This is a genomic window from Actinoallomurus rhizosphaericola (assembly GCF_024055675.1).
Lineage (GTDB): Bacteria > Actinomycetota > Actinomycetes > Streptosporangiales > Streptosporangiaceae > Actinoallomurus > Actinoallomurus soli.
Map to the genome: position 1 here is coordinate 79,973 of NZ_JAMXMW010000016.1, position 25,797 is coordinate 105,769.

Sequence of the window (25,797 nt, forward strand, 5' to 3'; positions counted from 1 at the left end):
GACTACACCATGTGGTGCCGACAGAACGCGTCCTTCCGCAGACTTTTCCGAGTTCTAGCCACGCCTCGAACGTCCGCACGCCAAGGGTCAGCCGAGGGCCAGCCACTGCAGGTTCATGTCGGCCAGTCGCCGGTCCTCGGCCGGGGTGAGCGGCTGACGTCCGGTCGCCTTCTCCAGGAAGGTGGCCTGGTCCCATCCCAGCGTCCGCCGGTCGGCGCCCTCGGGACGGCCCGTCAGGAGTTCCTCCACCACGGAGCCCGCCTCAGGTGTCAGCCACGGGGTGTCTCCCCGCGCGGCGGCCAGGTCCAGCCCGTGCACGGCGACCTCGACCACTCTGGTGACCAGGAACTCGGACAACAGCATCGCGTCGCCGTGCCGCGTCCGCACCACCCGGCCGGCGGGTTCCGCGCTGCACAGTCGGTGAACGTTCTGCCAGGTGGCGATGAAGTCCTCGGCGAGCGCGCGACCGTCCGGGAAGCCGGCGGCATGTCCCTGGGCCAGCGAGATACGCGTGTCGTTCGTAGCGGCCGAGAACCGCTCGTCGGGCCGGTAGTACTGCCGGGCCGACACCTCGGCCTGGTCCGGCGATGCTCCGGCGAGCATCCCGGGCAGCCAGGCGAGCGCCACCCGAACATGGCCGAACAGATCGCGAACCCGCCACGGCTCGCATCGGGTGGGCAGGGCCCAATCCCGATCCGTCCAGCTCAAGGCCACCTCGCCCAGGCGGGCCGACTCCGCTCTGAACGCCTCCATCACCCGATCACGATTCATGATCGCCAAACTACCGGGCGGCCGGGCGGACCCTACGCCGGTGAATCCACCCGATGATCGCGTCACGCCCAGGCGGTAGCAACGCTGCCGCAGCGACCGCCACCGATTGCGGGTCAGGGGTTGGGCGTATCGCCGGTGAAGGTGGGGTGGGGGCCGAGGGCCCAGTATTCGAAGAGGCCGTGGCCGACGCCGCCCTCGTAGTCGAAGCGGGCGACGGAGTCGACCATGCCCCACATCCGGGCGGCGTCCTCCGGGCGCCGCAGGTCGTACGTCACGCCCTGGACCTTCAGGTCGGGGCCCTGGTACATGCCGTGCCGCCAGTCGGGTTCGAGGCCGTAGCCGCTGCCGACCATCAGGTGGACGGGCAGGAGCGGGGTGACGCGCACGTCGATGGGCTCGCCCCCCGGCGGTGCGAAGGAGATCACCGCCTCGGTGACGTCGCGGGTGCCCTGCGCGTACGTCGGGAGGTAGTCGGGGCGGCCGAGGTACTCCGGCTCACGGTCGTCCGGCCACACGCGCACGGCCTCTTCCAGGATCCGCCGCCCCTGCGCGTCCTCCTGGAGGATGCACAGGATCGCGTGGTCCTCGAACTGCATCGGCGCGTACACCCAGTAGAAATTCGAGTCGGCATCCTTCGCCTGGATGCCCGGCGGCTCGGGCTCGCCGACCGGGCGGATGCCCCAGGACCGGTCGCGGCTGCCCCACCAGCGGTCCGGGGTGACCGGCAGGGTGGTGTCGTCCACGGTGATCGAGCCGGTCCACCGGCCGGTCTGGGCGAGCCGCCGGGAGTCGAACACCACCCGTTCCCGGGCGCGGACGAAGTGCGGCGGCTCCAGTTGCGCCGGGATCGCCCCCTCCCAGGTCAGGTCGAAGGACAGCCCGTGGTCGTTCGGGCCGAGGACGACACGCAGGCGTTTCAGGCCCGCCAGCACCTCGACGCTGAACGGCCCGACCGTCGTGTCCATCCGGTCGGCGCCCAGTTCGCGGGAGGCGCGGACGACGCGGTGCAGCGGGCCGTACCGGACCAGGGCGAAGGCGTCGGTGACGCCCAGGTTCGGGTACTGCCCGAGCCCGACGATCAGCATCAGCTCGTCCGACCGGGAGTGGCAGTTGAAGTAGTACCGGTCGTAGAAGTTGCGGTCGGAGGTGCCCACGTGGCGCATCACGTCGGGGACCTGGTGGACGGGGTAGTCGTCGAGCGGCGAGAGCGTCATCGCGGGCCTCCGGAGGGCGGGCCGGTCACGGTGGGACGGGGTGCGCGGAGGCCGAGGAGCGCGGCCAGGAGCCGCGAGGCGGTGTTGTCGACGGGGAAGTCGCTGTCGGGCGGCACCAGGCCGAAGTCGATGAACGCCTGTCCGATCCGCGCCATGATCACCGCGAACTTGAACGCGGACAGGACCTCGTAGTAGGCCAGGTGCCGCATCCGCCGGCCGGTCAGCTCCTCGTAGTACGCGACGGTGTCGGCGTAGGACGGGAAGCCGGGGAGGCGGGGCACTCCGATGCCCTCCGAGTGGTGCCGGTCCAGGAACATGTACCAGGCGAGGTCCTCCTCGGGCGCGCCGAGGGTGGCGATCTCCCAGTCCAGCGCGGCGAGCGGCTCGCCGCCGTCGTCGTACAGGATGTTCCCGATGCGGGAGTCGCCCCACAGCAGGACCGGCGGGTCGGGCTCGGGCGGCCGGTTCTCGCGCAGCCACCGCAGCGCCGCGGCACAGGTCGGCTGCGGGCGGTGGTAGGCCCAGCTCATGTAGTGCGTGTAGTAGCCGAGCCGCTGGTCGAGTCCGGCGCGCCCGTACCTGGTCCGGTCGAGGAACGCGAAGGGCGCCGGGTCCAGCCGGTGGACCTCCGCCATGATCTCCAGGCCCGCGGTCCACATCCGGCGCCGCCGCGCGGGCGGGGCCTCGGCGACCCACCCCGCCTGGTGGTACGGCGGGTTGTCCTCGGGGGCCCGGCCGTCCACCCGGTCGATGACGTAGAACGGCGCGCCGAGAAGCGTCGTGTCGGCCTCGTACCAGCGCATCGGCGGGACGGGGATCGTGGTCCGCTCGTCGAGGATGCGCAGCAGCCGGTACTGGTCGGCGTACGGCAGCGGGTCCGGGAACACCTGGTAGCGCACCGGCGCCACCTTGGCGACTAACCGCTCGGTACGGCCGCCGTACGCGACGTCGAACAGGAGCGTCTCGGCGGAGAACCCGGTCGTGCCGGGGATCTCGAGGTCGGACAGCGTCACCTCGCCGCCGGACAGCCGGTCCGCCAGCCATCGGGTCAGCACCGCACGGGTCACCTCGGGATCCCGCTGGTCGGGAACGGGCATGTCCGGCCTCCTCGTACGCCCCCGCCAGTGGTGTCCCCGATGTCGATCAAGGTTTACCAAGCTGTTACTTGGTCCGTCAATGGCGCCGCCGGGCGCGGAGACGTCCGGCGGTCGCGTGGCACGATCGGAGGATGAGGCTGACGAAGCTCGGGCACTCCTGTGTCCGCCTCCAGAAGGACGACCGGACCATCGTCATCGACCCGGGATCCCTCACGCCGGAGGGTGACGCCATCGCGGGCGCGGAGGCCGTCCTGATCACCCACGAGCACTTCGACCACTACGCCGCGGAACGACTGCGCAAGGCCGTCGCGGACGACCCGCGCCTCACCGTCTACACCTGCCGCGCCGTCGCCGCCGACCTGGGCGACCTGGGGGGCCGGGTCCGTACGGTCGGCGAGGGGGACGCGCTGACGATCGCGGGATTCGAGGTCGCCGTGGCCGGTCAGCGGCACGAGGTGGTCCATCCCGACGTCCCGCCGGTGGAGAACATCGGGTTCCTCATCGACGGGGAGGTCTTCCACCCGGGTGACGCGTTCACCGTCCTCGAGGCGCCGACGCTCCTCGTGCCGGGGCAGGCGCCGTGGATGAAGGCTCCGGAGATGATCCAGTACCTGCGGGCGGTGGCGCCGCGCCGCGCGTTCGCGGTCCACGACGGCCTGCTCAACGACGCCGGACTGGGGCTGCTGGACGGTCAGCTCGCCGGGGAGGGCGAGCGCCAGAAGCGGGAGTTCCGCCGGCTCCGGCCGGGCGAGTCGGTCGACATTCCGTAATCGGTCGACCTTCCCCTAAGGGAAGGACCCGTAGGTCCACGGGACGAGCCCGGATCGGCCCTGGGAGCGATGTGACGCGCCGGGCGCGCGGCCTAGCGTCGGAGACAGGCAACCGAAGGAGTGTCGCAATGAACGGTCTGTCCCGTCCGCGCCACGGTCGTGTCATCGCCGGCGTCTGCGCCGGGCTCGGCCGCCGGTACGGCATGTCGGCCTGGACGGTCCGGCTGCTGGCGATCCTGTCCTGCCTGCTCCCCGGACCGCAGTTCTTGCTCTACATCATCCTCTGGGTCATGATGCCGGGTGAGTGAGACGCCTCAGGCGGCGGCGGTGTCGTTCGTCCTCCGGCGCGGGCGCGACCGCGCGCCGGAGCACGCCGGCCCGGACGCGCTCCAGCACGGTGTGACGGTGCCGCGCGTACCGGGCCAGGCCGCCGACGACCGCGCCGGTGAGGCCGTACCCGACGATCACGGCCACCGGCCGCTCCGCCGACAGGGGGATCGCGGTCAGCGCGCAGGCGCAGGCCGCCTGAGCGGGGGCGGTCAGCCGGGGCTCGGCCCCGCGGCGGCGGATCGGCGGGTCGCTGGGACCCCACGGGTCGGCGCGCAGGACGCGGAGCAGGCCGCCGAGCAGGGGCAGCGACCACCACAGCGCCGCCGCCGACGGCAGCACGAGCAGTGGGGCCGCGGCCAGGAAACGGGAGGGGGACAGTACGGCGAGCGCGGCGGTCAGGGCAAGGGCCGCCGCCGTGCAGGCGATCACGGCGGCCCGTGCTCGCGTCGCGCCCCGCAGGACCGCCCGCCGGCCGCGCCGGAGGGCGAGGAGGTACGTCTCGGCGGTCGCGTAGGCCCAGCCGGCGACGAGGGCCCAGGCGACGGCGTCCAGCGGACTCATCATGATGTGAGGATGAGCGGCGCGGGCGACGGTGAGAAGACGACAACGTTCATACCCGGGAAAGCTACGGATTCGACTCCGGCGGGTCCCTGAGGGTCGCCCCCGGACCGGCGGTGGAGCCATCCCCACCACGCGATCCCGGGGCCGTCGCCCGTACGCCCGTGCCGGGCCGCCGGCGGACGCCCCTCTAGGCCAGGCGCCAGACGGCGGGGAGGCCCTTGGCGGCGCCGTCGCCGGAGTAGTCGTGCACGACGTCGAGGTAGCCGGCCATGCGCGCCTGCCAGGCGACGTTGACCGGCAGGTCCGCCAGGGCGGACAGCAGGGCGGCGTAGTCGTCGCAGTCGATGACGTGGAACAGGTCGAGGCCGCTGCGCCAGATCGTCCACTCGTGCGCGCCGGCGTCCTTGATCGCCTGGACGAGGTCCGGCGGGACCTCCCGGTGCGCCTGCTCGTACTCCTCCTCGCGGCCGGGTTTGAGCCGGGTGTGCAGTGCGACGCGCAACGTCACTCCTCCTCTTCCTGCTGACGGCGGGCCCACTCCTCGACCGCGCCGATGTGGACCGCGGCGGCGACGCGGGCGCCGTCCGGGTCCCGCTCGACCAGCGCGCGGTAGATCGCGTCGTGCTCGCGGTACGTGCGCGCGAAGACGCCCTCCTCGCGGTAGCCGCGCCAGACGCGGGCCCGGAACGTACGGCTGTTCAGCCCGCCGAGGATCGCGGAGAGCACCGGGTTCCCCGCCGCCTCGGTGATGATGCGGTGGAACTCCAGGTCGTGCCCGACGATCTCCTCGGCGTTCGCGCCCCGCTCCATCGCCGTCATCTCGGCGCGCAGGCGGGCGAGCCCCTCGTCGTCGATGCGGGCCGCCGCCGCGGCCGCGGCCGCCGGCTCGAGGATCTTCCGCACCTGGACGAGGTGCAGCAGGGTGTCGCCGCGGGAGATCTCCGCGACCACGCCGAAGGTCTCCAGGAGGTCGCCCGGCTGCAGCTGGGTGACGTAGATGCCGGCCCCGTGGCGCGCCTCCAGGACCCCCATGACGGTCAGGGCGCGGATGGCCTCGCGCATCGAGCTGCGGGACAGCCCGAGGTCGGCGGCGAGGTCGCGTTCGGTCGGCAGGCGCTGGCCGGGCGTGAACGCACCCATGGCGATCCGGGTCTTGATCTCCTCGATCGCCCGCTGGGTGACGGTGGTCCTGGCGCCGGCGTCGTCCGTCACGCGCTCCCCCTCCTCCGACTGTGGGTCACATCCTGCCGGACGGAGAGTGGTCGTACCAATTTTCAGTAAGTAACAACTATGTAACGGGGTATTGCCAGGAGATTGCCCCTTAATGGTCTTATGTCCGCACAAGAGGTCCGATGAGTGCAGGAGAGGTCGGACCAACCGTACGAGCAGGGAGTGCGACCACGTGAAGCTGCTGCGTGTCGGACCGGAAGGCGCCGAACGCCCCGCGGTCCTGGCAGAGGACGGCTCGCTCCTCGATCTGTCCGGCCTGACCCGTGAGATCGACGGCGACTTCCTCGCCACCGGTCTGGACCGGGCCAGGGTGGCGTACGCGGCAGGCGAACTGCCGCCCATCCAGAAGACCGGGCGGATCGGCGCACCGCTGGCCCGGCCCGGCAAGGTCGTGTGCATCGGCCTGAACTACCGCGACCACGCGGCGGAGACCGGCGCGGACATCCCGGCCGAGCCGATCATCTTCATGAAGGCGTCGAACACGGTCGTCGGCCCGGACGACGACGTGCTCATCCCCCGGGGCAGCGAGAAGACCGACTACGAGGTGGAACTGGCCGTCGTCATGGGCGGCCGCGCCCGCTACCTGGACTCGCCGGCGGACGCCCGCCCGCTCATCGCCGGGTACGCGATCAGCAACGACGTCTCGGAGCGGGAGTTCCAGCTGGAGCGCGGCGGCCAGTGGGACAAGGGCAAGTCCTGTGAGACCTTCAACCCCCTGGGGCCGTACCTCGTGACCGCCGACGAGATCGACGATCCGCAGGACCTCGGGCTGCGCCTCTGGGTCAACGGCGAGCTCCGCCAGGACGGCACCACCAAGGACATGATCTTCCCGGTCGACCACCTGATCTGGTACCTCAGCCAGTTCATGGTCCTGGACCCCGGGGACGTCATCAACACCGGGACCCCGGCCGGCGTGGCGCTGGGCGGTCCGGGCCTCCCCTTCCTGCGCCGCGGGGACGTCATGGAGCTGGAGATCGACGGGCTCGGCCGGCAGCGGCAGAGGCTCGCATGAAGGTCATCGCCCTCGAGGCCCACGACATCCGGTTCCCGACCTCCCGGCAGCTCGACGGCTCGGACGCGATGAACCCGGACCCGGACTACTCCGCGGCTTACGTGGTGCTGCGCACTGACGAGGGCGGCGAGGGCCACGGGTTCACGTTCACGATCGGGCGCGGCACGGAGGTGTGCGTCGCGGCGATCGAGGCGTACGCGCCGCTGGTCGTCGGCCTCGACCTCGACCTGTCCGACCTGGGCGGATTCGCGCGGCGGCTGCTCCACGACTCCCAGCTGCGCTGGCTCGGCCCGGAGAAGGGCGCGGTCCACATGGCCGCCGCCGCGATCATCAACGCCGCGTTCGACCTCGCCGGGCGCGTCGCCGGCAAGCCGGTCTGGCGGCTGCTCGCGGACCTGCCGCCCGAGCAGATCGTCGACCTGGCCGACTGGAGGTACCTCACCGACGCCCTCCGTCCCGAGGAGGCCGTGGACCTGCTGACGGCGGCCCGCGCCGGCCGGGAGGAACGGGAGGCCGCCCTGCTGGCCACCGGCTACCCCGCGTACACGACGACGCCCGGCTGGCTCGGGTACACCGACGACAAGCTCGTGGCCCTCGCCCGGGAGGCCGTCGCGGAGGGCTTCACCCAGATCAAGCTGAAGGTCGGCGGTGACCTGGCCGACGACGTGCGCCGCATGGAACTGGCCCGCCAGGCGGTCGGGCCGGACATCCGCGTCGCGATCGACGCCAACCAGCGGTGGGACGTCGGTCAGGCGATCGAGTGGGTCGAGGCGCTGAAGCGGTACGACCCGTGGTGGATCGAGGAGCCGACCAGCCCCGACGACATCCTGGGCCACGCGGCCGTGCGCCGGGCCGTCCGGCCCGTGCGGGTGGCGACCGGCGAGCACGTCGCGAACCGCGTCGTCTTCAAGCAGCTGCTGCAGGCCGAGGCGATCGACGTGCTGCAGATCGACGCCTGCCGCGTCGCCGGGGTGCCGGAGAACGTCGCGATCCTCCTGCTCGCCGCCAAGTACGGCGTCCCGGTGTGCCCGCACGCCGGCGGTGTCGGGCTGTGCGAGGTGGTGCAGCACCTGTCGATGTTCGACTACCTCGCCGTCAGCGGGAGCACCGAGGACCGCGTCATCGAGTACGTCGACCACCTGCACGAGCACTTCACCGACCCGGTGCGCATCCGGGACGGCCACTACCTCGCGCCGACGGCTCCGGGGATGTCGGCCCAGATCAGGCCCGAGAGCCTGCGCGAGTACGCCTACCCCGACGGCGCCGCCTGGAGGTCTTGAGTGGAATTCGACGGCATCAGGGCGATCGTCACCGGAGGGGCCTCCGGCATCGGCCTCGCCGCCGCCCGGCTGCTCACCGAGCGCGGCGCGACCGTGACCTGCCTCGACCTGGCCGAACCGCCCGCGCCCCTGCACGGGGTACGGGCCGACGTACGGGACGACGCGTCCGTCCGCGCGGCGGTCGCGGCGGCGGCCGGCCACCTCGGCGGCCTGGACGTGCTGGTCAACAACGCCGGGATCGGGGCGCAGGGCACGGTGGAGGACAACGACGACGACGAGTGGCGCGACGTCTTCGACGTGAACGTGTTCGGCATGGTGCGCGTGACCCGCGCGGCGCTGCCGTACCTGCGCCGATCCGAGCACGCCGCGATCGTCAACACCTGCTCGATCGCGGCCACCGCCGGGCTGCCGCAGCGGGCGCTGTACTCGGCGACCAAGGGAGCCGTGCAGTCGCTCACCCTGGCGATGGCGGCGGATCACCTGCGCGACGGTATCCGGGTGACCTGCGTCAACCCGGGTACCGCCGACACCCCCTGGATCGGCCGGCTGCTCGCCGCGACCGGCGATCCGGAGGCGGAGCGGGCCGCCCTGGCGGCCCGGCAGCCGAGCGGCCGGCTGGTCAGCCCGGAGGAGGTCGCCGCGGCGATCGCCTACCTGGCCAGCCCGCTGGCGTCGGCGACGACAGGAACGGCGCTGGCGGTCGACGGGGGCATGGCCGGCCTGCGACTTCGCCCAGAGAGATGAGGACGCGATGAAGCGAGGAATGCTGGCGGCGGGTGCCGTCTTCGCGGCGGCCGCCTGCCTGACGGCCGGGTGTAAGAGCAGCAGCGGCGGCGGCTCGGCCGGAGGCGGCGCCGTCGGCGTGGACTACCCCCGGTCCGACACCGACTTCTGGAACTCCTACATCAAGTACGTCCCGCAGTACGGCAAGCAGGACGGCCTGGACCTGAAGACCACCAACTCCGAGAACGACATCGCCAAGCTCGCCGCCAACGTCCAGTCGCTCATGGGCCAGGGCGTGAAGGGCATGGTCCTGGCGCCGCAGGACACCGCCGCGGTGGCGCCGACGCTGAACCAGCTCAAGCAGAAGAAGATCCCGGTGGTCACCGTCGACACCCGCCCGGACAAGGGCGACGTCTACATGGTGGTCCGCGCCGACAACCGCGCGTACGGCGAGAAGGCCTGCAAATTCCTCGGTGACACGCTGAAGGGCAAGGGCAAGGTCGCGATGCTGGAGGGCGACCTGGCCTCCATCAACGGCCGGGACCGCACCGAGGCGTTCGACCAGTGCATGTCCCAGAACTACCCGGGCATCAAGGTCATCGGCCTGCCCACCGAGTGGAAGGGCGACGTCGGCGCGAACAAGCTGCAGACCACGCTCGCCGCGAACCCGGACCTGAACGGGATCTACATGCAGGCGGGCGGCGCGTTCCTCGCCCCGACGCTCAACGTGCTGAAGCAGAAGGGCCTGATCTTCCCGCCGGGGAACCCGAAGCACATCACGATCATCTCCAACGACGGCATCCCGGAGGAGCTGAAGGCGATCGGGGCCGGGCAGATCGACGCGACCGTCTCCCAGCCCGCCGACCTGTACGCCAAGTACGCGCTGTACTACGTAAAGGCCGCCCTCGACGGCAAGAAGTTCGCCCCGGGCAAGACCGACCACGACTCGACGATCGTCGCGCCGCGGCCCGGCCTGCTCGAGGACCAGCTGCCCGCGCCGCTGGTCACCAAGGACGGCACCTACGCGGGCTCGCTGAAGGCGACGGACCCCCAGCTCTGGGGCAACCAAGTCAAATGAGCCATTCCGCCAGCGCCGCGGCCGGCGTACGGCCGGTCGCGGCGGCCCACAGGATCAGCAAGCGGTTCGGCGTGACCGTCGCGCTCGACGACGTGTCGCTCGCCGTGGACGACGGCGACATTCACGCCCTCGTCGGCCGCAACGGCGCCGGGAAGTCGACCCTCGTGTCGATCCTCACCGGCCTCGTCCCCCCGGACTCCGGAACGGTGGAGTTCGGGGGCGAGCCCGCCCCGCCGCTCGCGGACCGCGAGGCGTGGCGGCAGCGGGTCGCCTGCGTCTACCAGAAGCTCACCGTCATCCCCTCCCTGTCCGTGGCCGAGAATCTGTTCTTGAACAGGCAGGGCCGCGGCCTGATCTCCTGGGGCTCGCTGCGCCGCCGCGCCCGCGAGCTGCTGGACGCCTGGGAGGTCGACGTCGACGTACGGGCGCCCGCCGAGCGCCTCACCGTCGAGCAGCGGCAACTGGTGGAGATCGCGCGGGCGCTCTCGCACGGCTCGCGGTTCATCATCCTCGACGAGCCGACCGCCCAGCTCGACGGCCAGGCGATCGAGCGGCTGTTCGCCCGCATGCGGTCCCTGCGGGAGTCGGGGGTGACGTTCCTGTTCATCAGCCACCACCTCGACGAGGTGTACGAGGTCTGCGACACCGTCACCGTGATGCGCGACGCCCGGCACATCGTGACCTCCCCGGTCGCGGAGCTGGGCAAGGAGGCGCTGGTCACCGCGATGACCGGCGAGGCCACCGGGCTGATCGACCTCGGCGCCGGCCGGCCCGCGCCGGCGGGCGGCGCCGCGCCCGCGCTGACCGTGACCGGACTCGGCGTCCCGGGCGTCTTCGAGGACGTCTCGCTGACCGTCAGGCCCGGCGAGATCGTCGGGCTGGCCGGCGCCGGCGGCTCCGGCAAGATGGCCGTCGGCGAGTCGATCGTCGGCCTGCGCCGGGCGGCCCGCGGCACCGTCGAGATCGGCGGTACGACGCCCCGGCCGGGCAGCGTGCCGGCCGCGCTGCGGGCCGGTCTCGGGTTCGTTCCGCAGGACCGGCACCGGGAGGGTCTGGTCCCCGGTCTGTCCATCGCCGAGAACACCACCCTGACCGTCCCCGAGCGGCTCGGCCGCTTCGGGTTCGTCGGGCCGCGGCGGCGCGACGAGCTCGGCGCCAAGGCCATCGGCGACCTGGACATCAAGGCGGCCGGGCCGGAGCAGCCGGTGTCCGCGCTGTCCGGCGGCAACCAGCAGAAGGTCGTCATGGCCCGTGCGCTCGCGGGCGACCCCCAGGTGCTGGTGCTCATGCAGCCCACCGCCGGGGTCGACGTCAAGGCGAAGGAGACGCTGCTCGGCACGGCCTCCGCGGCGGCCACCGGAGGCGCGGGCGTCCTGATCATCTCCGACGACCTCGACGACCTCCGCCCCTGCGACCGGGTGATCGTCCTGTTCAAGGGCGCCGTCGTCGCCGAGATGCCGACCGGCTGGGCCGACCACGAACTGATCGCCGCGATGGAGGGCATCCGTGACTGAGACACAGACGGCCATGGCCGCGCCGGCCCGCGGCCGGATCACCGCGCCACGGCTGGCGCGCCTGCGCGACCTCGCGCTGGTCCCGGCGATCATCGTGATCGCCATCGTCGGCTACTTCGTCAACCCGGTGTTCCTGCACTGGGACAACCTGGTCAACGTCCTCCAGCAGCAGTCGGAGATCTCGCTGCTCGTCCTGGCCGAGGCGCTCATCCTCATCTGCGGGAGGATGGACCTGTCGCTGGAGTCGACGTTCGGCCTCGCGCCGGGCGTCGCCGCCTGGCTCGTGCTCGCCCCCGGTGTCACGCACGGCGTCGGCTGGCTGTCCGGCGCGTGGTCGATCCCGGTCACGCTGGTGATCGGCGCCGTCATCGGCTGGGTCAACGGCCTGCTCATCGTGCGGTTCCGCCTGAACGGCTTCATCGTCACGCTGGGCATGCTGATCGTGCTGCGCGGCCTGCTGACCGGGATCAGCGGCGGCAAGACGTTCTTCAACCTGCCGTCCTCCATGATCTACCTGGGCAACGCCGTCTGGCTGGGCCTGCCCGCCTCGATCTGGATCTGCCTGGTCCTGTACGCGCTGGCCATCGTGGTCACCGGCTACACCCGCTGGGGCCGGGCGCTGTACGCCATCGGCGGCAACGCCGACGCGGCCCGCGCCGCCGGCATCCGCGTCGACCGGGTGCTGTGGGGCACGCTCGTGCTGGCGAGCATCCTCGCCGCCCTCGGTGGCCTGCTGCTCACCGGACGGCTCGCCTCCGTGGCGGCCAGCCAGGGCAACGGCGCGATCTTCACGGTCTTCGCGGCGGCGGTGATCGGCGGCGTCTCGCTCAACGGCGGCAAGGGCACGATCTTCGGCGCCTTCACCGGCATCCTGCTGCTCTACATGATCCAGAACGTGCTCACGCTCGCCGGCGTCCCGGCGCAGTGGATCGGTGCGCTGAACGGTGGGATCATCCTCGTCGCGCTGATCATCAGCCGGATCACGTCGGGTCAGGCACAGGAGTAGCGATGGAACGACGCAGACTCGGAAGGTCGCCCGTCGAGGTGACGACGCTGTCGTTCGGCGGCGCGGCGATCGGCGGCCTCTTCGCCCCGGTCTCCGACGCCGACGCCACGGCGGCCGTGCACCGTGCCCGCGAGCGCGGTATCGGATACTTCGACACCGCGCCGCACTACGGCGCCGGCCGGAGCGAACGCCGCCTCGGCGCCGCACTGACCGGCGCGCCCGCCGGTGCCGACCGGAGCGGCGAGTCCGCCGGTGCCTCACAGACCGGCGCGTCCGCCGGGGCGGTCGTGGCCGGCGGGTACGTCCTGTCGACCAAGGTCGGGCGGCTGCTCGTCCCGCTCGGGCCGGGGGAGCCGCCCGAGCCGGAGGGGTTCGCCGACCCACCGCCGTACCGGCGGGTCTGGGACTGGAGCGCCGACGGCATCCGCCGCTCCCTGGAGGAGTCGCTGAAACGCCTCGGTGCCGACCGCGTGGACGTCGTCTACCTGCACGACCCGGACGAGCACGAGGAGGAGGTGTACGCGACGGCGTACCCGGCGCTGGCCGCGCTCCGCGACGAGGGCGTGATCGGCGCGATCGGCGCGGGGATGAACCAGACCCCCATGCTCACGCGGTTCGTCGAACGCCTCGACCTGGACGTCGTGCTGTGCGCCGGCCGGTACACCCTCCTCGACCGGTCCGCCGAGGAGGATCTGTTCCCCGCGTGCGCCCGGCGCGGGACCTCGGTGGTCGCCGGCGGCGTGTACAACTCCGGGCTGCTGGCCGGCGGCACCACGTACGACTACGCGCCGGCCTCGCCGGAGCTGCGGGAGCGCGTCGCCCGGCTGGAGCGGGTCTGCGCCGGGCACGGCGTGCCGCTGCGCGCGGCGGCGCTGCGGTTCCCGCTCCGGCACCCGGCCGTGGCGAGCGTCCTCGTCGGCTGCCGGAACGCGGCCGAGGTCGACGACAACTGCGACCTGTTCGAGCTGGACATCCCCGAGGCGCTCTGGGAGGCGCTTTGAGCGAGAGTGCACTGGTGGACGCGCACCATCACCTGTGGGACACCGGCGTTCGCGACTATCCCTGGATGGACGGCCCGTGGGCCGATCCCATCCGTGGCCGGTTCGACGCGGCCCGCTACGCCGGGCTGGCCGGGTCGTACGGCGTGCGCGACTCGATCGTCGTGCAGGCGCTGCAGGACGTCGGCGAGACCTACGACCTGCTGGCCGTCGCGGCCGACCCGGTTGAGCTCGAGCACGGGGACGAGCCGGGCCCGATCGCGGGCGTGGTCGGCTGGGTGGACCTGACCGCGCCGGACGTGGCCGACCGGATCGCCGAGGTGCGGGAGAGCCCGGCCGGTCACCTCCTCGTCGGGATCCGGCACCTCGTCCAGGACGAGCCGGACCCCGCGTGGCTGCTGCGGCCGGACGCCCTGCGCGGCGTCGAGGCCGTCGGGGCCGCGGGCCTGGTGTACGACGTGCTGGTCCGGCCGCCGCAGGCCACGGCCGCCCTGGAGGCCGTGCGCCGGCTGCCGGAGGTCTCGTTCGTCCTCGACCACGCCGGCAAGCCCGACATCGCCGGCGGCGCCTGGGAGCCGTGGGCGGGTTGGATCACGTCGCTGGCCGCGCTGCCCAACGTGACGGTCAAGCTGTCCGGCCTCGTCACGGAGGCGGCACCCGAGTGGAAACCGGCCGACATCCTGCCGTACGCCCGCCACGTGCTGGACTCCTTCGGCGCCGACCGCGTGATGTACGGCTCCGACTGGCCGGTCTGCACACTGGCCGCGTCGTACGAGCAGGTCCTCGACCTGGCGCGGGACGCGGTCCCGCCCGGTGACCGGGAGGCGGTGTTCGGCGGAACGGCCCGCCGCGTGTACGGACTAAGTTGAGTGTCATGCGGGTCGCCCTGTTCGTCACCTGCGTGAACGACACGATCTTCCCCGGCACCGGGAAGGCGACCGTACGGCTGCTGGAGCGCCTCGGCTGCACGGTCGACTTCCCGATGGAGCAGACCTGCTGCGGGCAGATGCATTTCAACACCGGCTACCGCGAGGACGCGCGGCCGCTGGCCCGCCGCTTCGCCGCGGTGTTCGACGGCTACGACGCGGTCGTGGTGCCGTCCGGGTCGTGCGCCGCGATGGTCCGCGAGTGGTACCCCACGCTCGGCGTCACGCCGCCGTCCGGGGTGTACGAGCTGTCGGAGTTCCTGGTCGACGTGCTGAAGGTCACCGACGTCGGCGCGTACTTCCCGCACACGGTCACCTACCATCCGACCTGCCATTCGCTCCGGTCGCTGAAGGTCGGCTCGCGGCCGCTCGATCTGCTGTCCCGGGTGCGCGGCCTCACCCTCGTTCCGCTGGGCGGCGCGGAGGAGTGCTGCGGGTTCGGCGGCACCTTCTCGCTCAAGAACCCCGCCGTGTCGGCCGCGATGTGCGCCGACAAGGTCCGCAACGTCCTGGACACCGGCGCCGAGGTGCTCTGCGCGGCCGACAACTCCTGCCTCATGCACATCGGCGGTTCGCTGATCCGTCAGCGCGCCGGCGTCCGCGTCCTCCACCTCGCCCAGATCCTCGCATCGACGGAGGAGGATTGACCATGGCCACCTTCGTGGGGATGCCGGCCTTCCCGGAGGCGTCGGCGCGGGCGGTCGGCGACGCGCAACTGCGCCACAACCTGCGCAAGGCCACGCAAACGATCCGCGCCAAGCGCGCGGCCGTCGTCGGTGAGCAGCCCGACTGGGCGGAGCTGCGCGCCGCCGGTGCGGCGATCAAGGACCGTACGCTCCGGCACCTCGACGTGTACCTCGAACGGCTGGAGTCCGCCGTCACGGCCGCCGGCGGGCACGTGCACTGGGCCGAGGACGCCGCCGAGGCCAATCGGATCGTCGTCGACCTGGTCAGGGCGACCGGGGAGACGGAGGTCGTCAAGGTCAAGTCGATGGCCACCCAGGAGCTCGAGCTGAACTCCGCGCTGGCCGCCGCGGGCGTCCGCGCGTACGAGACGGACCTGGCCGAGCTGATCGTGCAGCTCGGCGACGACCTGCCCTCGCACATCCTGGTCCCGGCGATTCACCGCAACCGCGCGGAGATCCGGGAGATCTTCCGCGGCCGGATGGCCTCCTGGGGCCGCCCCGCGCCCGAGGGACTGACGGACGATCCCCGCGCACTCGCCGAGGCCGCCCGGCTGCACCTGCGCGAACGCTTCCTGCGCGCCAGGGTCGGCATCTCCGGGGCCAACTTCGCGGTCGCCGAGACCGGCACCCTCGTCCTCCTGGAGTCCGAGGGGAACGGCCGGATGTGCGTGACGCTGCCCGAGACGCTGATCTCCGTGGTCGGCATCGAGAAGATCGTGCCGACCTGGCGCGACCTCGAGGTCTTCCTGCAGCTGCTGCCCCGTTCGTCGACGGGGGAGCGGATGAACCCGTACACCTCGACGTGGACCGGGGCGAGCGAGGGCCAGGAGTTCCACCTCGTCCTCGTCGACAACGGGCGCACGTCGGTGCTCGCCGACCGGGTCGGCCGCCAGGCGCTGCGCTGCATCCGCTGTTCGGCCTGCCTGAACGTCTGCCCCGTGTACGAGCGAGCGGGCGGCCACGCGTACGGCTCGGTGTACCCCGGGCCGATCGGCGCGATCCTCACGCCGCAGCTGCGCGGCCTCACCGGGCCGCTGGAGGAGTCGCTCCCGTACGCCTCGACGCTGTGCGGCGCGTGCTACGAGGTCTGCCCGGTCGCGATCAACATCCCCGAGGTGCTGCTCGACCTGCGCGCCAAGGTCGTCGCGAAGGACCATCGGGTCGAGCGCCTCGCGATGGCCGCCGCCCGCCGCGTCCTGGACGATCCGAGGTGGCTGGCCCTGGCCCAGCGCACGGCCGGCCGGCTGCGCCGCTGGACCCCGCGCCGCCTGCCCGGGCCGCTGTCGGCCTGGTCCGACACCCGTGAGGTGCCCGTACCGCCCCGCGAGTCGTTCCGCGACTGGTGGGCGCGGCGGGCGGACGAGGAAGGTGATCGATGAGCTCGCGCGACCGGATCCTCGCCCGCGTCCGCGCGGCGCTCGCCGACGTCCCCCGTACGGAGGCGCCGGAGGACGTCGAGGTGCCGCGCGCCTATGACCGGAGCCGGACCGGCCCGGACGTCGTCGAGTTGCTGATCGACCGCCTCGTCGACTACCGCGCGGTCGTGCGCGAGGTCACCGACGTGGCGGCGGCCGTCGCGGACGCGCTGGCCGGGCGCGGGGCCCGCCGGGTCGCCGCGCCCGCCGGCGTCCCCGCCGCGTGGCTCGGGGGAGTGGAGGCGGTCCGCGACGACCCCGCCCTGTCCGCGACGGAGCTCGACGCCCTGGACGGTGTGGTGACCGGCTGCGCGGTCGCGATCGCCGAGACCGGCACGATCGTCCTGGACGGCGCCGCGGACCAGGGCCGTCGCGCGCTCACCCTGATCCCCGACTACCACCTGTGCGTCGTCCGGCGCGACCAGATCGTCCGTACGGTCCCCGAGGCGCTGGGGCGCCTCGACCCGGCGCGCCCCCAGACCTGGATCAGCGGCCCGTCGGCGACCAGCGACATCGAGCTGAACCGCGTGGAGGGCGTCCACGGCCCCCGCACCCTGGAGGTCCTCATCGCCCCGGCCCCGTGAGACGTGCGGGGGAGTTCACACGGGGAAGCGCACGCCGACCAGCCGCTCGGATGCCTCCCAGAGCCTGCGGGCGTCGTCCATGTCGCGCAGCGGAGCCCACGGCTCCTGCCGGGCGGGAGCGCCGCCGAGGCCGCCGGGTCCCTTGGGGCCGTAGAACCGGCCGCCCTGCGAGTCCGGGCCGGTCGCGGCCAGCAGCGCGGGCAGGGCGGCGGTGTCGACGGTGCCGACGATGAGGCCCATGCGGGAGAGCGTGCGGATCACGCGGACCGCGCCGGTGTCCTTCTGCCGCCCTATGCCGGGCTGCGCGGCCAGCAGATTCGTGGGGGAGATGCCGGGGTGGGAGAGATTGCTGGTGATGCCCCACCCTGCCGCCTTGCTGCGCGCGTCGAGCTCGCGGGCGAACAGGCCGATCGCGATCTTGGACTGGCCGTATGCCTTCCGCACGTCGTAAGTGCGCTCCCAGTTCAGGTCGTCCCAGTTGATCGCACCGCTGCGCGCGGCGATGCTCGTCTGGTGCGTGACCCGGGCCCTGCCCTCGCGAAGCAGCGGCAGCAGACCCAGGGTGAGGGCGAAGTGGCCGAGGTGGTTGGTGCCGAACTGCAGCTCGAATCCGTCCTTGGTGACCTGGTGGCTGGGCGGTGTCATCACGCCGGCGTTGTTGATGAGGATGTCGATCGGGCGACCCTCGCTCACGAGCCGGTCCACGAGGGCGGCCACCGAGTCGAGCGAGGACAGGTCGAGGGCGCGGGTGGCGATCTTCGCGCCCGGGACGAGGTCGCGGATGCGGTCGGCGGCCTTCTCGCCCTTGGCCGGGTTGCGGACCGGCATGATCACCTCGGCGCCCGCCTGGGCGAGGCGGGTGGCGATGACGAACCCGATGCCGTCGCTCGCACCGGTGATGACGGCGAGCCTTCCGGCCAGGTCGGGGATGGCGATGTCGATGGTGCGGGCCATGAGAGGTCTCCTTCTTCCCGCGGCGAATCCGCTGCGGGTCGGCGTGTGAAGTCCATGCTCGAACCTCGCCGCCCGCGGATTCAGGGCCCGGCTATCCACGGATCGCCGATCCACCTGATGGGAATCGGAGCGGGCTCATCGCAGCGCCTGCGCTCCGATGACGGACAGCACCTGCAGCTTCTCGTGGCTCTCGCTGCCGGGGACGGCGGTGTAGACGAGCAGCGAGTGCCCCTGGTCGGGGTCGACCAGCCGCTGGCACGTCAGCTCCAGGGCGCCGACCTCCGGGTGGACGAAGTGCTTGACGTGGTGGGGGCGGATCCCGACCTCGTGCTCCTCCCACACCCGCTTGAACTCCTCGCTGCGGGCGAGAAGCAGGTCGGCGAGGTGCGCGGCTCGGGAGTCCCGGCCGCGGAGGGTGGCGATCTCGCGCAGCCCCGAGGCGTACATGCGGGTGAGGAACGGATGCTCCTCGGGCGCGTAGAGCCGCCGGACGGCCGGGTCGGTGAACCACCGGTACCCCACGCTGCGGGCGGGTCCGGTGTACCGCGTCGTGTCGCCGGTGAGCGCGACGCCCATCGGGGTCTGCCGCAAGGTCTCGCCCAGCTCGGTGACGATCTCCGCGGGGGTGTCGATCAGGCGATCGAGAATGCGCAGCAGGCCCGGACTGATGTGTTCGCTGAACGCTCCCCTGGGCGGCGGGTTGTGCCCGGCGAGGCGGAACAGATGGTCACGCTCGTCGAGCGACAGGTGCAGCCCCTGCGCGATCGACGCGAGCATCTGGCTCGACGGCTGCGGCCCGCGCTCCCGTTCGAGCCGGGAGTAGTAGTCGGTCGACATGAGGCACAGCGCCGCGACCTCCTCGCGCCGCAACCCGTCGGTCCTGCGACGAGGACCGCGTGGCAGGCCGACATCCTCGGGTTGCAGCGCCCCCCGGCGACTCCGCAGAAACTCCGCGAGCCCGGTGCGATCGATCATGGATTTCCCCTCATCTCGCGGTGACAGTCCGTTTCTACCGCCTGCGGTCAGAGGCATCCATGGACCACCGATCCCCCCATACCGGCGCTCAGCCTCCTTCGAGTTCCCGGCGCACGGTAGCGGCGATGCGGGTGAGTGCGGCCCCGAGGTGGCGGCGCTGAGCGGCGCTGAGCGGGTCGAACACGAGCCGCTTGACCTGTGCGACGTGTTCCGGCGCGCTCTCGACGAGCTTCTGCCGGCCGGCGTCGGCCAGGGTGGCGAGAGTGTATCGACCGTCGCTGGGGTCGGGTCGGCGGGCGACCCAGCCGCGGGCTTCGAAGCGATCCATCACCTTCGACAGGCGGGGCTGGGTGCTGTCGCAGACCCGGGCCAGCTCGCTGAGCCGCATCGTGGCCTCGTCGGCCATGGACAACCGGGCCAGAACCCCGTACTCGAAGTTGGAGATGCCCGCCCCTCGCTGCAGCTGGCGGTCGAGGGCCGCCGGGAGTGCGATGACGACTGTGAGGAGCGCCTGCCACAGGTCCTGCTGGTCGTCGTCGAGCCAGGCCGACTGGGTGTTCATGAGCCCCATCATACTTGCCCAGGCAACTCGTATCACTTGCCTGGGCAAGTCATGATGGACTACCTTTCACTTGCCTCGGAAAGTGAAAAACTTGCCGAGGCAAGTGAAGGAGCTGATTTCGATGACCACCAGGAGCAGCCTGGCCTCCCCGAACGGCCTGACGTCCCCCTTCCCGTCGTCCCCACCGGCCGCGGCGTACGACGACCTCCTCGCTCGGGTCCTGCCACAGGCGCGCGAGCAGCGGGTGTGGAACCCCTCCGACGGTCCCCTGCCCAGCCTCTTCGTCAGCCACGGGGCCCCGTTCACCCTCGACGACCCGCAGTGGCTCGGCGACCTGTTCGACTGGGCCCGGTCGATGCCCAAACCCCGGGCCATCGTCGTCATCTCGGCTCACTGGGAACGGGCGCCGGTCGCGATATCCGGAGCCGCGGCCGGCACCCCGCTCTTCTACGACTTCAGCGGCTTCCACCCCCGCTACAAGACCCTTCCCTACGCGACCCCGGACGCCACCGACCTGGCCCGGCGGCTCACCGGCCTGCTGGGCCCGACGCCGGTGCACGAGTTCGCCGGCCGCGGCCTCGACCACGGCGCCTTCATCCCGCTCATGGCCATGTACCCCGCGGCCGACGTCCCGGTCGTGCAGCTGTCGATGCCCAGCCTCGACCCCAGCGCTCTGCTCGAGCTCGGGGCACGCCTGCGGCCCCTGCGCGAAGAAGGCATCCTCGTTCTCGGCTCGGGCTTCATGACGCACAGCTTCGCCGTCTTCCGCCACCCGGAGCTCGCCGCCGACACCAGGGCCTTCGACGAATGGGCCGTTGACGCCCTGGCCCGGGGCGACGCCGACGCCCTCACCGACTACCGCAACAAGGCACCCAGCGCCGCAGTCGCCCATCCGACGGCCGACCACTTCGTCCCGCTGCTGCTCACCGTCGGCGCCGCCGATGACCCCGGCAGCGCCGTGAGCGCCATCGACCGCATGGTGATGGGCAACTCAACCCGGTCGGTGCAGCTCACCTGAGCACCTTGACGTGCCTCACCTTTCTGATCGCCTCATCCCTTGGCGATGACATCAATACACCCTGGAGGAAAGTGCCATGAAGGCAATGCGTTTCCACGAGTTCGGCAGCAGCGAGGTCCTGCGCTACGAGGACGTCGACCGTCCCGCTCCCGGCAGCGGGCAGGTACTGGTGCGGGTGGCGGCCACGTCGTTCAATCCGGTCGATGACCACATCCGCGCCGGTGTCCTGGCCGAGATGATCCCGATCACTCTCCCGTACGTGCCGGGGATCGACCTGGCGGGCACCGTCGCTGAACTCGGCGCGGACGTGACGGGCCTGGAGGTCGGCGACCGGGTCGTGGCGATGCTGCCCCTCGACTCCGCCGGCGGCGCCGCCGAGTATGTGCTCGCCCCGGCCGAGTCCCTGGCCCCGGCGCCCCGGACGACCGAGCTGGTCGACGCCGCGGCGCTGCCGTTGACCGGCCTGGCGGCCTGGCAGACGGCGTTCGAGCTGGCCGAGCTGAAGCCCGGTCAGACCGTTCTGGTCAACGGGGCCGGGGGAGCGGTGGGCGGCCTCGTGGTGCAGCTCGCCGTCGACGCGGGAGCGCACGTGACCGCGGTGGACGCGCCGCAGCACGCCGACCGCCTTCGGGACTACGGCGCGGACCAGGTCGTCGGCCCCCTCGACCTCACCGCGGGCCCGGCCGCCGTGGGCGGTCCGTTCCAGGTCGTGGTGAACCATGTGCGCGTCTCCCCGGAGGAGCTCGCGCAGCTGACGAACTACGTCGCCGATGGCGGGGTCGCCGCCAGCACGGCCGGCCCGATTCCCGAGGACCCCGCCCGGGGGGTGCGCAGCGCGAACCTGTGGGTCCGCAGCGACGGAGCCCAGCTGGCCGAGCTCGTCGCCAAGGTGGATGCCGGCAGGCTCCGGCTCCACGTCGCCGCCCGCCGCCCGGTGGCCGAGCTGGCCGCCCTGCATGAGGACGCCGGCGCCGGGCGGCTGACCGGCAAGACGGTCGTGCTCGCTCCCTGATCACACCTGACCGGGCCGCCCACCGTTCGTTCCCGCCGGTGGCCGGCCCGGAAGTTCGACGGCGGCCGCACCCGCGACCCGTCGACACCGGCGAGGCCATGCGGCAGGTCCTACGCTCGGCCCGGCCGGACGGTGACGTCGGCTTCGTCGGTGCCGGCGTTCCTGCGGTCACTCGGCGGTCGTGCAGACCGTGCCGTTCAGGCGGAAGACGCCTGGGGGGATGTTCGGGCCGGTGTAGGCGCCGACGAAGCCGATGCTCACGCTCGCACCCGCGGCGAGCTTCCCGTTCGTGTCGAGGCTGGTGGCCTTGACGTCCCGGCCGTCCTGGGTCCAGCTGGCGTTCCAGCCGCTGCTCACCTGCTGCCGGCCGGTCGGCCAGGTGAAGGTGAGGGTCCAGCCGTCGAGCGGGTCGGGACCGTTGTCGGTGACGTCGACTCCGGCGACGTAACCGCTGGCCCAGTCGTTCTGGTCGGTGAGGCGGACCGTGCACGCGCTGGTCGCGGGGCTGCCGGTGGTGAACGTCAGCGGCGGCGAGGCCCAGGACACCTTCCCGGCCGTGTCACGGGCCAGGACGTTCACCGTGTACCGGGTGCCGGGGCCGAGGTTGCCGACGGTGAGCGAGGTGCCCGCGGTCTCGCCGAGTTCCTCGCTGACCGCGCCGTTCTGGCGGTACACCTCGTACTTGGCGATCGGGTGCGTCCCCGCGGCGGCCGCCGGCCAGGAGATCGTCGCCGCCTGGTCGGTGACCCCGGAGGCGGCCGGGAGACCGGGCGCCGAGGGCGCGCCGGCGGGCGTGCTCGCCGGGTGCAGGACGAGGGCGGTCAGCGAGTACGGCGGCAGGGTCTGGCTCGTCGCGCTGCCGGTCTGGGCCGAGTGGACGGAGGTGTCGCCGTTGCCGAACGAGTACACGGTGGGCGCGGCGTCGGCGGGGGTGTAACCGGCGTAGTCGATGCTCACGGGGTGGGCGTTGTCCGGGTCCTTGTTCACCAGCAGCACCGCGAGGTCCCCGTTCGGACGGCGCGCGGCGTGCGCGGTGACCAGGGCCTCGTCGGTGCCGGCCCGTACGAACTGATCCCCGGGCCGGGCGAACTGGTTCATCATGGACAGGCCGTAGTACGGGGCGAACGGCGTGTTGAGCGGCGGCTCGCAGGTCGCGCCGTCGGACGTGCACCCTCCGCTGGAGAGCATGCCGAAGTCGCCGTAGTCGGTCTGGCCGGCAACCGTGGAGACCGTGCCGATGCCGTTGTGGACGTCCCACCAGTCGACGGTGAAGACGCCGTTCGCGAGCAGTCCGCTGTACGCGTCGGCGAGGAAGAGCGCGCCGGGCTGGGTGTCCTCGCCCACGCCCACGTTCGTCTCGGTGAGGCTGATGCCGATGCGGTCGGCGCCGGCCCCGGCGTAGCGGGAGATCTGCCGCCGCAGCAGGTAGACGGCGTCGTCGATCTGCTCCGGCTTGGCCAGGGCCTCGCCGGCCGTGGTGCCGCCCGGGTACCAGTGCACGTCCACGAAGTCGATCTTCGACCCGGCGATGGAGAGCACGGTCTGGTTCCAGTTGGCCGCGTCACCGTCGCCGACCACCGCGTCCGGCCAGTTCGCCGGCATGGTGAGCACCGCGCCGACCTTGATCGTCGGGTCCGCCGCCTTCATCGCGTCGGCGTACGCGACGACGCCCTTGGCGTACGCGGCCGGGCTCTTGTCGGCGTGGTCGTCGGCCTCCCAGCCGGACCCATAGTGGCCGTTGCCGTAGTTCTCGTTGCCGATCGTCCAGTACTTCGCGCCGTACCCCTTGGTCACGTTGGCGTACCGGACCCAGTCGGCCGCCTCCTCGGGCGTCCCGGTGCCGTAGTTGGCGATGATCATCGGCTGGGCGCCGATCCGCCGGACGGAGGCCATGAAGGTGTCGAAGTCGGTGTTCGGGGCGACGTACCCGCCGGGGGCGGTGTTGGTCTTCCAGTGGTAGATGTCGCCGTACGAGCCGCCCGGATACCGGATCATCCGCACGCCGGCCGCTCCCAGCCGGTCCGACACGGCGGTGGTGCCGAGTTCGGCGTCCCAGATGGCGTCGTTCACACCGAGCCCGGTGCCGGGCATGGTCGCCAGCCCCGCGCGGGCGTTCACGGTGACCTTCACGGGCGTGTCGGCCGCACTCGGGCGGGCCGAGGTGAGTCCGGCCGGTGAGACGGCCGCGACCAGTGCGGTCAGCGCCGCGGCGACGGCGGGACGTAGGCGCATCCTCATCAGGGGTCCAATCACCGGTGATCAAGGTCGCCTCATGCTGAGATCCCGCCCCAGGACTGTCAACGGACCTCGTCGGCATCCGGGAACGGCCCGAACGGGCGCCGTCGAGGAGCCGGGGAATCCGGCCTGGTACCGGGGCCGGGAGGCCCGTGACGGCTCCCCGCCCCATACGCCGGGTCCGGCCCGCCGGGCATGAAACTTTCGCGCGGGACACCAGGTCGGGGGCGCCTCCCCGCCCACGGCGTTGACCGTTCCGTCGAACGGTTCTTACCGTTCGACGCGTCCGGCATACCGAACGGATTTCCGTATACCGCACGGCGCTGTCCCACCCAGCCCACCGCATCGTGAGGAGGATCGACGCGGTCATGAAGCTGAAGACAAGGGGTCTGGCGACGCTGCTCGCCGCACTGCTGGCCGCGGCCGGTGGGCTGGCGTCCATGCACCAGGCGTCGGCGGCGTCACTGGTCGAGGTGACGAACTTCGGCAACAACCCGACGAACCTGCGCATGTACGAATACGTGCCGAACTCGGTCGCCGCACACCCGGCGATCCTCGTCGTCTCGCACTACTGCACCGGCTCGGGCCCGGCGATGTACTCGGGCCGTCCGGAGTTCCCCCAGCTCGCGGACAGGTACGGGTTCATCATCGTCTACCCCTCGGCGACCCGCAGCGGCTCCTGCTTCGACGTGTCGACGGCCGGGGCGCTCAAGCACAACGGCACCAGCGACCCCGCCGGCATCATGTCGATGGTCCAGTGGGAGGAACAGCACCGGAACGCCGACGCGAGCCGGGTGTACGCCACGGGCGAGTCCTCCGGCGCGATGATGACCAACGTGCTGCTCGGCGACTACCCCGACGTCTTCAAGGCCGGAGCGGCCTTCGCCGGGGTACCGTTCGGCTGCTTCGCCACCACCGACGGCTCGCTGTGGAACAGCGCCTGCGCGAACGGCCAGATCAGCAAGACGCCGCAGCAGTGGGGCGACCTCGTCCGCGCCGCCTACCCCGGCTACACCGGGCCCCGTCCGCGCATGGAGGTCTGGCACGGCACGGCGGACGCCACGCTGAACTACAACAACTTCGGCGAGGAGATCAAGGAGTGGACCAACGTGCTCGGCGTCAGCCAGACGCCGAGCTACACCGACCACCCGCAGTCGTCGTGGACCCGCACCCGGTACGGAGCGACGGGCACCACCGCGCCGGTCGAGGGGATCAGCGTTCAGGGCGCCGGCCATGGCGTCTACCAGACCGGAATGGGCGAGCTGGCCCTGCGCTTCATGGGTCTCATCGGCGACGGCTCGACGCCGACTCCGACGCCCACCCCGACCCCCACCCCCACGCCGACTCCGCCGGGCGGGTCGGGCCCGTGCACGGTCAGTGACACGGTGAGCGCCTGGAACACCGGTCTGACCGAGAACATCACCATCAAGAACACCGGCAACTCGGCGATCAACGGCTGGTCCCTGGCCTTCACCCTGCCCGGCGGCCAGACGATCACGTCCGGCTGGAACGCGACCTTCACCGGTTCGAGCGGCCAGGTCACCGCGGCCAACGTCTCCTACAACGGCTCCCTGGCACCGGGCGCGTCGACCAGCTTCGGCTTCCAGGCGAACCACACCGGGAACGCCGCCGCGCCGTCCGCCTTCACCCTCAACGGAACCGCCTGCACGGTCTCCTGACCCGGAGACCCCGAGAACGGCTGATCCCTGGCGCCCGCCGAGCGGAGAGATAGGGCGGACGCCAGGGATCAGCACTGCCCGCACCGAGCGCCATCCCGCGTCGCAAGCGGCCGCGTTCGACCGCTGCGTACCGGCCGGCCCCGTGCCCTTACCGGCATGACTCCGCG

26 protein-coding genes are annotated in these 25,797 nt (G+C 72.0%); 16 read left to right on the forward strand and 10 right to left on the reverse strand.

What is annotated here, in order from left to right:
- Positions 1 to 87 precede the first annotated feature (87 nt).
- The 3 genes from NE234_RS30635 to NE234_RS30645 all read right to left on the reverse strand — a co-directional run bounded on the left by NE234_RS30635 (position 88) and on the right by NE234_RS30645 (position 3,082).
- Complete coding sequence (locus NE234_RS30635) at positions 88 to 771, reverse strand: maleylpyruvate isomerase N-terminal domain-containing protein (RefSeq protein ID WP_252784292.1); 684 nt, start codon at positions 769 to 771, stop codon at positions 88 to 90.
- Positions 772 to 884: 113 nt separating this feature from the next.
- Complete coding sequence (locus tag NE234_RS30640; protein ID WP_252784293.1) at positions 885 to 1,985, reverse strand: hypothetical protein; 1,101 nt, start codon at positions 1,983 to 1,985, stop codon at positions 885 to 887.
- A complete protein-coding gene (locus NE234_RS30645; RefSeq protein ID WP_252784295.1) occupies positions 1,982 to 3,082 on the reverse strand; it encodes a phosphotransferase family protein in 1,101 nt (366 codons plus the stop codon). The genes NE234_RS30640 and NE234_RS30645 overlap by 4 nt, the downstream gene beginning before the upstream one ends.
- A gap of 131 nt (positions 3,083 to 3,213) precedes the next feature.
- Between NE234_RS30645 and NE234_RS30650 the strand changes: the two genes are divergently transcribed.
- Positions 3,214 to 3,852 (forward strand): MBL fold metallo-hydrolase, encoded by a 639-nt coding sequence (locus NE234_RS30650; protein WP_252784297.1) that lies wholly within the window; start codon positions 3,214 to 3,216, stop codon positions 3,850 to 3,852.
- Between the two features lie 128 nt (positions 3,853 to 3,980).
- On the forward strand, positions 3,981 to 4,160 hold the full coding sequence (locus NE234_RS30655; RefSeq protein WP_252784298.1) for a PspC domain-containing protein: 180 nt from the start codon (positions 3,981 to 3,983) through the stop codon (positions 4,158 to 4,160).
- Here the strand turns inward: NE234_RS30655 and NE234_RS30660 are convergent.
- The 3 genes from NE234_RS30660 to NE234_RS30670 all read right to left on the reverse strand — a co-directional run bounded on the left by NE234_RS30660 (position 4,141) and on the right by NE234_RS30670 (position 5,955).
- Complete coding sequence (locus NE234_RS30660) at positions 4,141 to 4,746, reverse strand: hypothetical protein (protein ID WP_252784300.1); 606 nt, start codon at positions 4,744 to 4,746, stop codon at positions 4,141 to 4,143. The genes NE234_RS30655 and NE234_RS30660 overlap by 20 nt on opposite strands.
- A 184-nt stretch (positions 4,747 to 4,930) precedes the next feature.
- Complete coding sequence (locus NE234_RS30665) at positions 4,931 to 5,245, reverse strand: L-rhamnose mutarotase (protein ID WP_252784301.1); 315 nt, start codon at positions 5,243 to 5,245, stop codon at positions 4,931 to 4,933.
- 2 nt (positions 5,246 to 5,247) lie between these two features.
- Positions 5,248 to 5,955, reverse strand: a complete 708-nt coding sequence (locus NE234_RS30670; protein ID WP_252784303.1) for a FadR/GntR family transcriptional regulator — start codon at positions 5,953 to 5,955, stop codon at positions 5,248 to 5,250.
- A gap of 190 nt (positions 5,956 to 6,145) precedes the next feature.
- Between NE234_RS30670 and NE234_RS30675 the strand changes: the two genes are divergently transcribed.
- The 11 genes from NE234_RS30675 to NE234_RS30725 are packed head-to-tail and all read left to right on the forward strand — an operon-like array spanning position 6,146 to position 17,195.
- Complete coding sequence (locus NE234_RS30675; RefSeq protein WP_252784304.1) at positions 6,146 to 6,985, forward strand: fumarylacetoacetate hydrolase family protein; 840 nt, start codon at positions 6,146 to 6,148, stop codon at positions 6,983 to 6,985.
- Positions 6,982 to 8,265 carry an enolase C-terminal domain-like protein gene (locus NE234_RS30680; protein WP_252784305.1) on the forward strand — a complete coding sequence of 428 codons (1,284 nt, stop codon included), beginning with the start codon at positions 6,982 to 6,984 and terminating at the stop codon, positions 8,263 to 8,265. The genes NE234_RS30675 and NE234_RS30680 overlap by 4 nt, the downstream gene beginning before the upstream one ends.
- On the forward strand, positions 8,266 to 9,009 hold the full coding sequence (locus tag NE234_RS30685) for an SDR family NAD(P)-dependent oxidoreductase (RefSeq protein WP_252784306.1): 744 nt from the start codon (positions 8,266 to 8,268) through the stop codon (positions 9,007 to 9,009).
- Positions 9,010 to 9,016: 7 nt separating this feature from the next.
- Positions 9,017 to 10,066 (forward strand): sugar ABC transporter substrate-binding protein, encoded by a 1,050-nt coding sequence (locus tag NE234_RS30690; protein ID WP_252784308.1) that lies wholly within the window; start codon positions 9,017 to 9,019, stop codon positions 10,064 to 10,066.
- Entirely contained in the window at positions 10,063 to 11,580 is a 1,518-nt protein-coding gene (locus tag NE234_RS30695) for a sugar ABC transporter ATP-binding protein (RefSeq protein ID WP_252784309.1), read from the forward strand. Before NE234_RS30690 ends, NE234_RS30695 begins: the two co-directional genes overlap by 4 nt.
- Positions 11,573 to 12,586: an ABC transporter permease gene (locus tag NE234_RS30700; protein WP_252784311.1), complete on the forward strand. Its 1,014-nt coding sequence runs from the start codon at positions 11,573 to 11,575 to the stop codon at positions 12,584 to 12,586. Before NE234_RS30695 ends, NE234_RS30700 begins: the two co-directional genes overlap by 8 nt.
- Before the next feature lie 2 nt (positions 12,587 to 12,588).
- Positions 12,589 to 13,587, forward strand: a complete 999-nt coding sequence (locus tag NE234_RS30705; RefSeq protein WP_252784313.1) for an aldo/keto reductase — start codon at positions 12,589 to 12,591, stop codon at positions 13,585 to 13,587.
- Entirely contained in the window at positions 13,584 to 14,453 is an 870-nt protein-coding gene (locus tag NE234_RS30710; RefSeq protein WP_252784315.1) for an amidohydrolase family protein, read from the forward strand. The genes NE234_RS30705 and NE234_RS30710 overlap by 4 nt, the downstream gene beginning before the upstream one ends.
- A gap of 5 nt (positions 14,454 to 14,458) precedes the next feature.
- Positions 14,459 to 15,157 carry a (Fe-S)-binding protein gene (locus tag NE234_RS30715; protein ID WP_252784317.1) on the forward strand — a complete coding sequence of 233 codons (699 nt, stop codon included), beginning with the start codon at positions 14,459 to 14,461 and terminating at the stop codon, positions 15,155 to 15,157.
- Between the two features lie 2 nt (positions 15,158 to 15,159).
- Positions 15,160 to 16,575, forward strand: coding sequence for a lactate utilization protein B (locus NE234_RS30720; RefSeq protein ID WP_252784319.1), 1,416 nt, complete (start codon positions 15,160 to 15,162; stop codon positions 16,573 to 16,575).
- A complete protein-coding gene (locus NE234_RS30725) occupies positions 16,572 to 17,195 on the forward strand; it encodes a LutC/YkgG family protein (protein ID WP_252784322.1) in 624 nt (207 codons plus the stop codon). The genes NE234_RS30720 and NE234_RS30725 overlap by 4 nt, the downstream gene beginning before the upstream one ends.
- A 15-nt stretch (positions 17,196 to 17,210) precedes the next feature.
- Here the strand turns inward: NE234_RS30725 and NE234_RS30730 are convergent, their stop codons facing one another.
- The 3 genes from NE234_RS30730 to NE234_RS30740 all read right to left on the reverse strand — a co-directional run bounded on the left by NE234_RS30730 (position 17,211) and on the right by NE234_RS30740 (position 19,686).
- Positions 17,211 to 18,149: an SDR family oxidoreductase gene (locus NE234_RS30730; protein WP_252784323.1), complete on the reverse strand. Its 939-nt coding sequence runs from the start codon at positions 18,147 to 18,149 to the stop codon at positions 17,211 to 17,213.
- Positions 18,150 to 18,284: 135 nt separating this feature from the next.
- The gene (locus NE234_RS30735) at positions 18,285 to 19,124 is read right to left on the reverse strand and encodes a helix-turn-helix transcriptional regulator (protein WP_252784325.1); all 840 of its coding nucleotides are present in this window, start codon (positions 19,122 to 19,124) and stop codon (positions 18,285 to 18,287) included.
- 88 nt (positions 19,125 to 19,212) lie between these two features.
- Positions 19,213 to 19,686: a MarR family winged helix-turn-helix transcriptional regulator gene (locus NE234_RS30740; protein ID WP_252784326.1), complete on the reverse strand. Its 474-nt coding sequence runs from the start codon at positions 19,684 to 19,686 to the stop codon at positions 19,213 to 19,215.
- A gap of 121 nt (positions 19,687 to 19,807) precedes the next feature.
- Here NE234_RS30740 and NE234_RS30745 point away from each other — a divergent pair, with 121 nt between their 5' ends.
- Both NE234_RS30745 and NE234_RS30750 read left to right on the forward strand, forming a co-directional pair.
- The gene (locus tag NE234_RS30745; RefSeq protein WP_252784329.1) at positions 19,808 to 20,704 is read left to right on the forward strand and encodes a DODA-type extradiol aromatic ring-opening family dioxygenase; all 897 of its coding nucleotides are present in this window, start codon (positions 19,808 to 19,810) and stop codon (positions 20,702 to 20,704) included.
- A 76-nt stretch (positions 20,705 to 20,780) separates the two neighbouring features.
- Positions 20,781 to 21,716, forward strand: a complete 936-nt coding sequence (locus NE234_RS30750; RefSeq protein WP_252784331.1) for an NADP-dependent oxidoreductase — start codon at positions 20,781 to 20,783, stop codon at positions 21,714 to 21,716.
- Positions 21,717 to 21,884: 168 nt separating this feature from the next.
- Here the strand turns inward: NE234_RS30750 and NE234_RS30755 are convergent, their stop codons facing one another.
- The gene (locus tag NE234_RS30755) at positions 21,885 to 23,948 is read right to left on the reverse strand and encodes a cellulose binding domain-containing protein (protein WP_252784333.1); all 2,064 of its coding nucleotides are present in this window, start codon (positions 23,946 to 23,948) and stop codon (positions 21,885 to 21,887) included.
- 371 nt (positions 23,949 to 24,319) lie between these two features.
- Here NE234_RS30755 and NE234_RS30760 point away from each other — a divergent pair, with 371 nt between their 5' ends.
- On the forward strand, positions 24,320 to 25,630 hold the full coding sequence (locus NE234_RS30760; protein WP_252784335.1) for an extracellular catalytic domain type 1 short-chain-length polyhydroxyalkanoate depolymerase: 1,311 nt from the start codon (positions 24,320 to 24,322) through the stop codon (positions 25,628 to 25,630).
- The last annotated feature ends 167 nt before the right edge of the window (positions 25,631 to 25,797 follow it).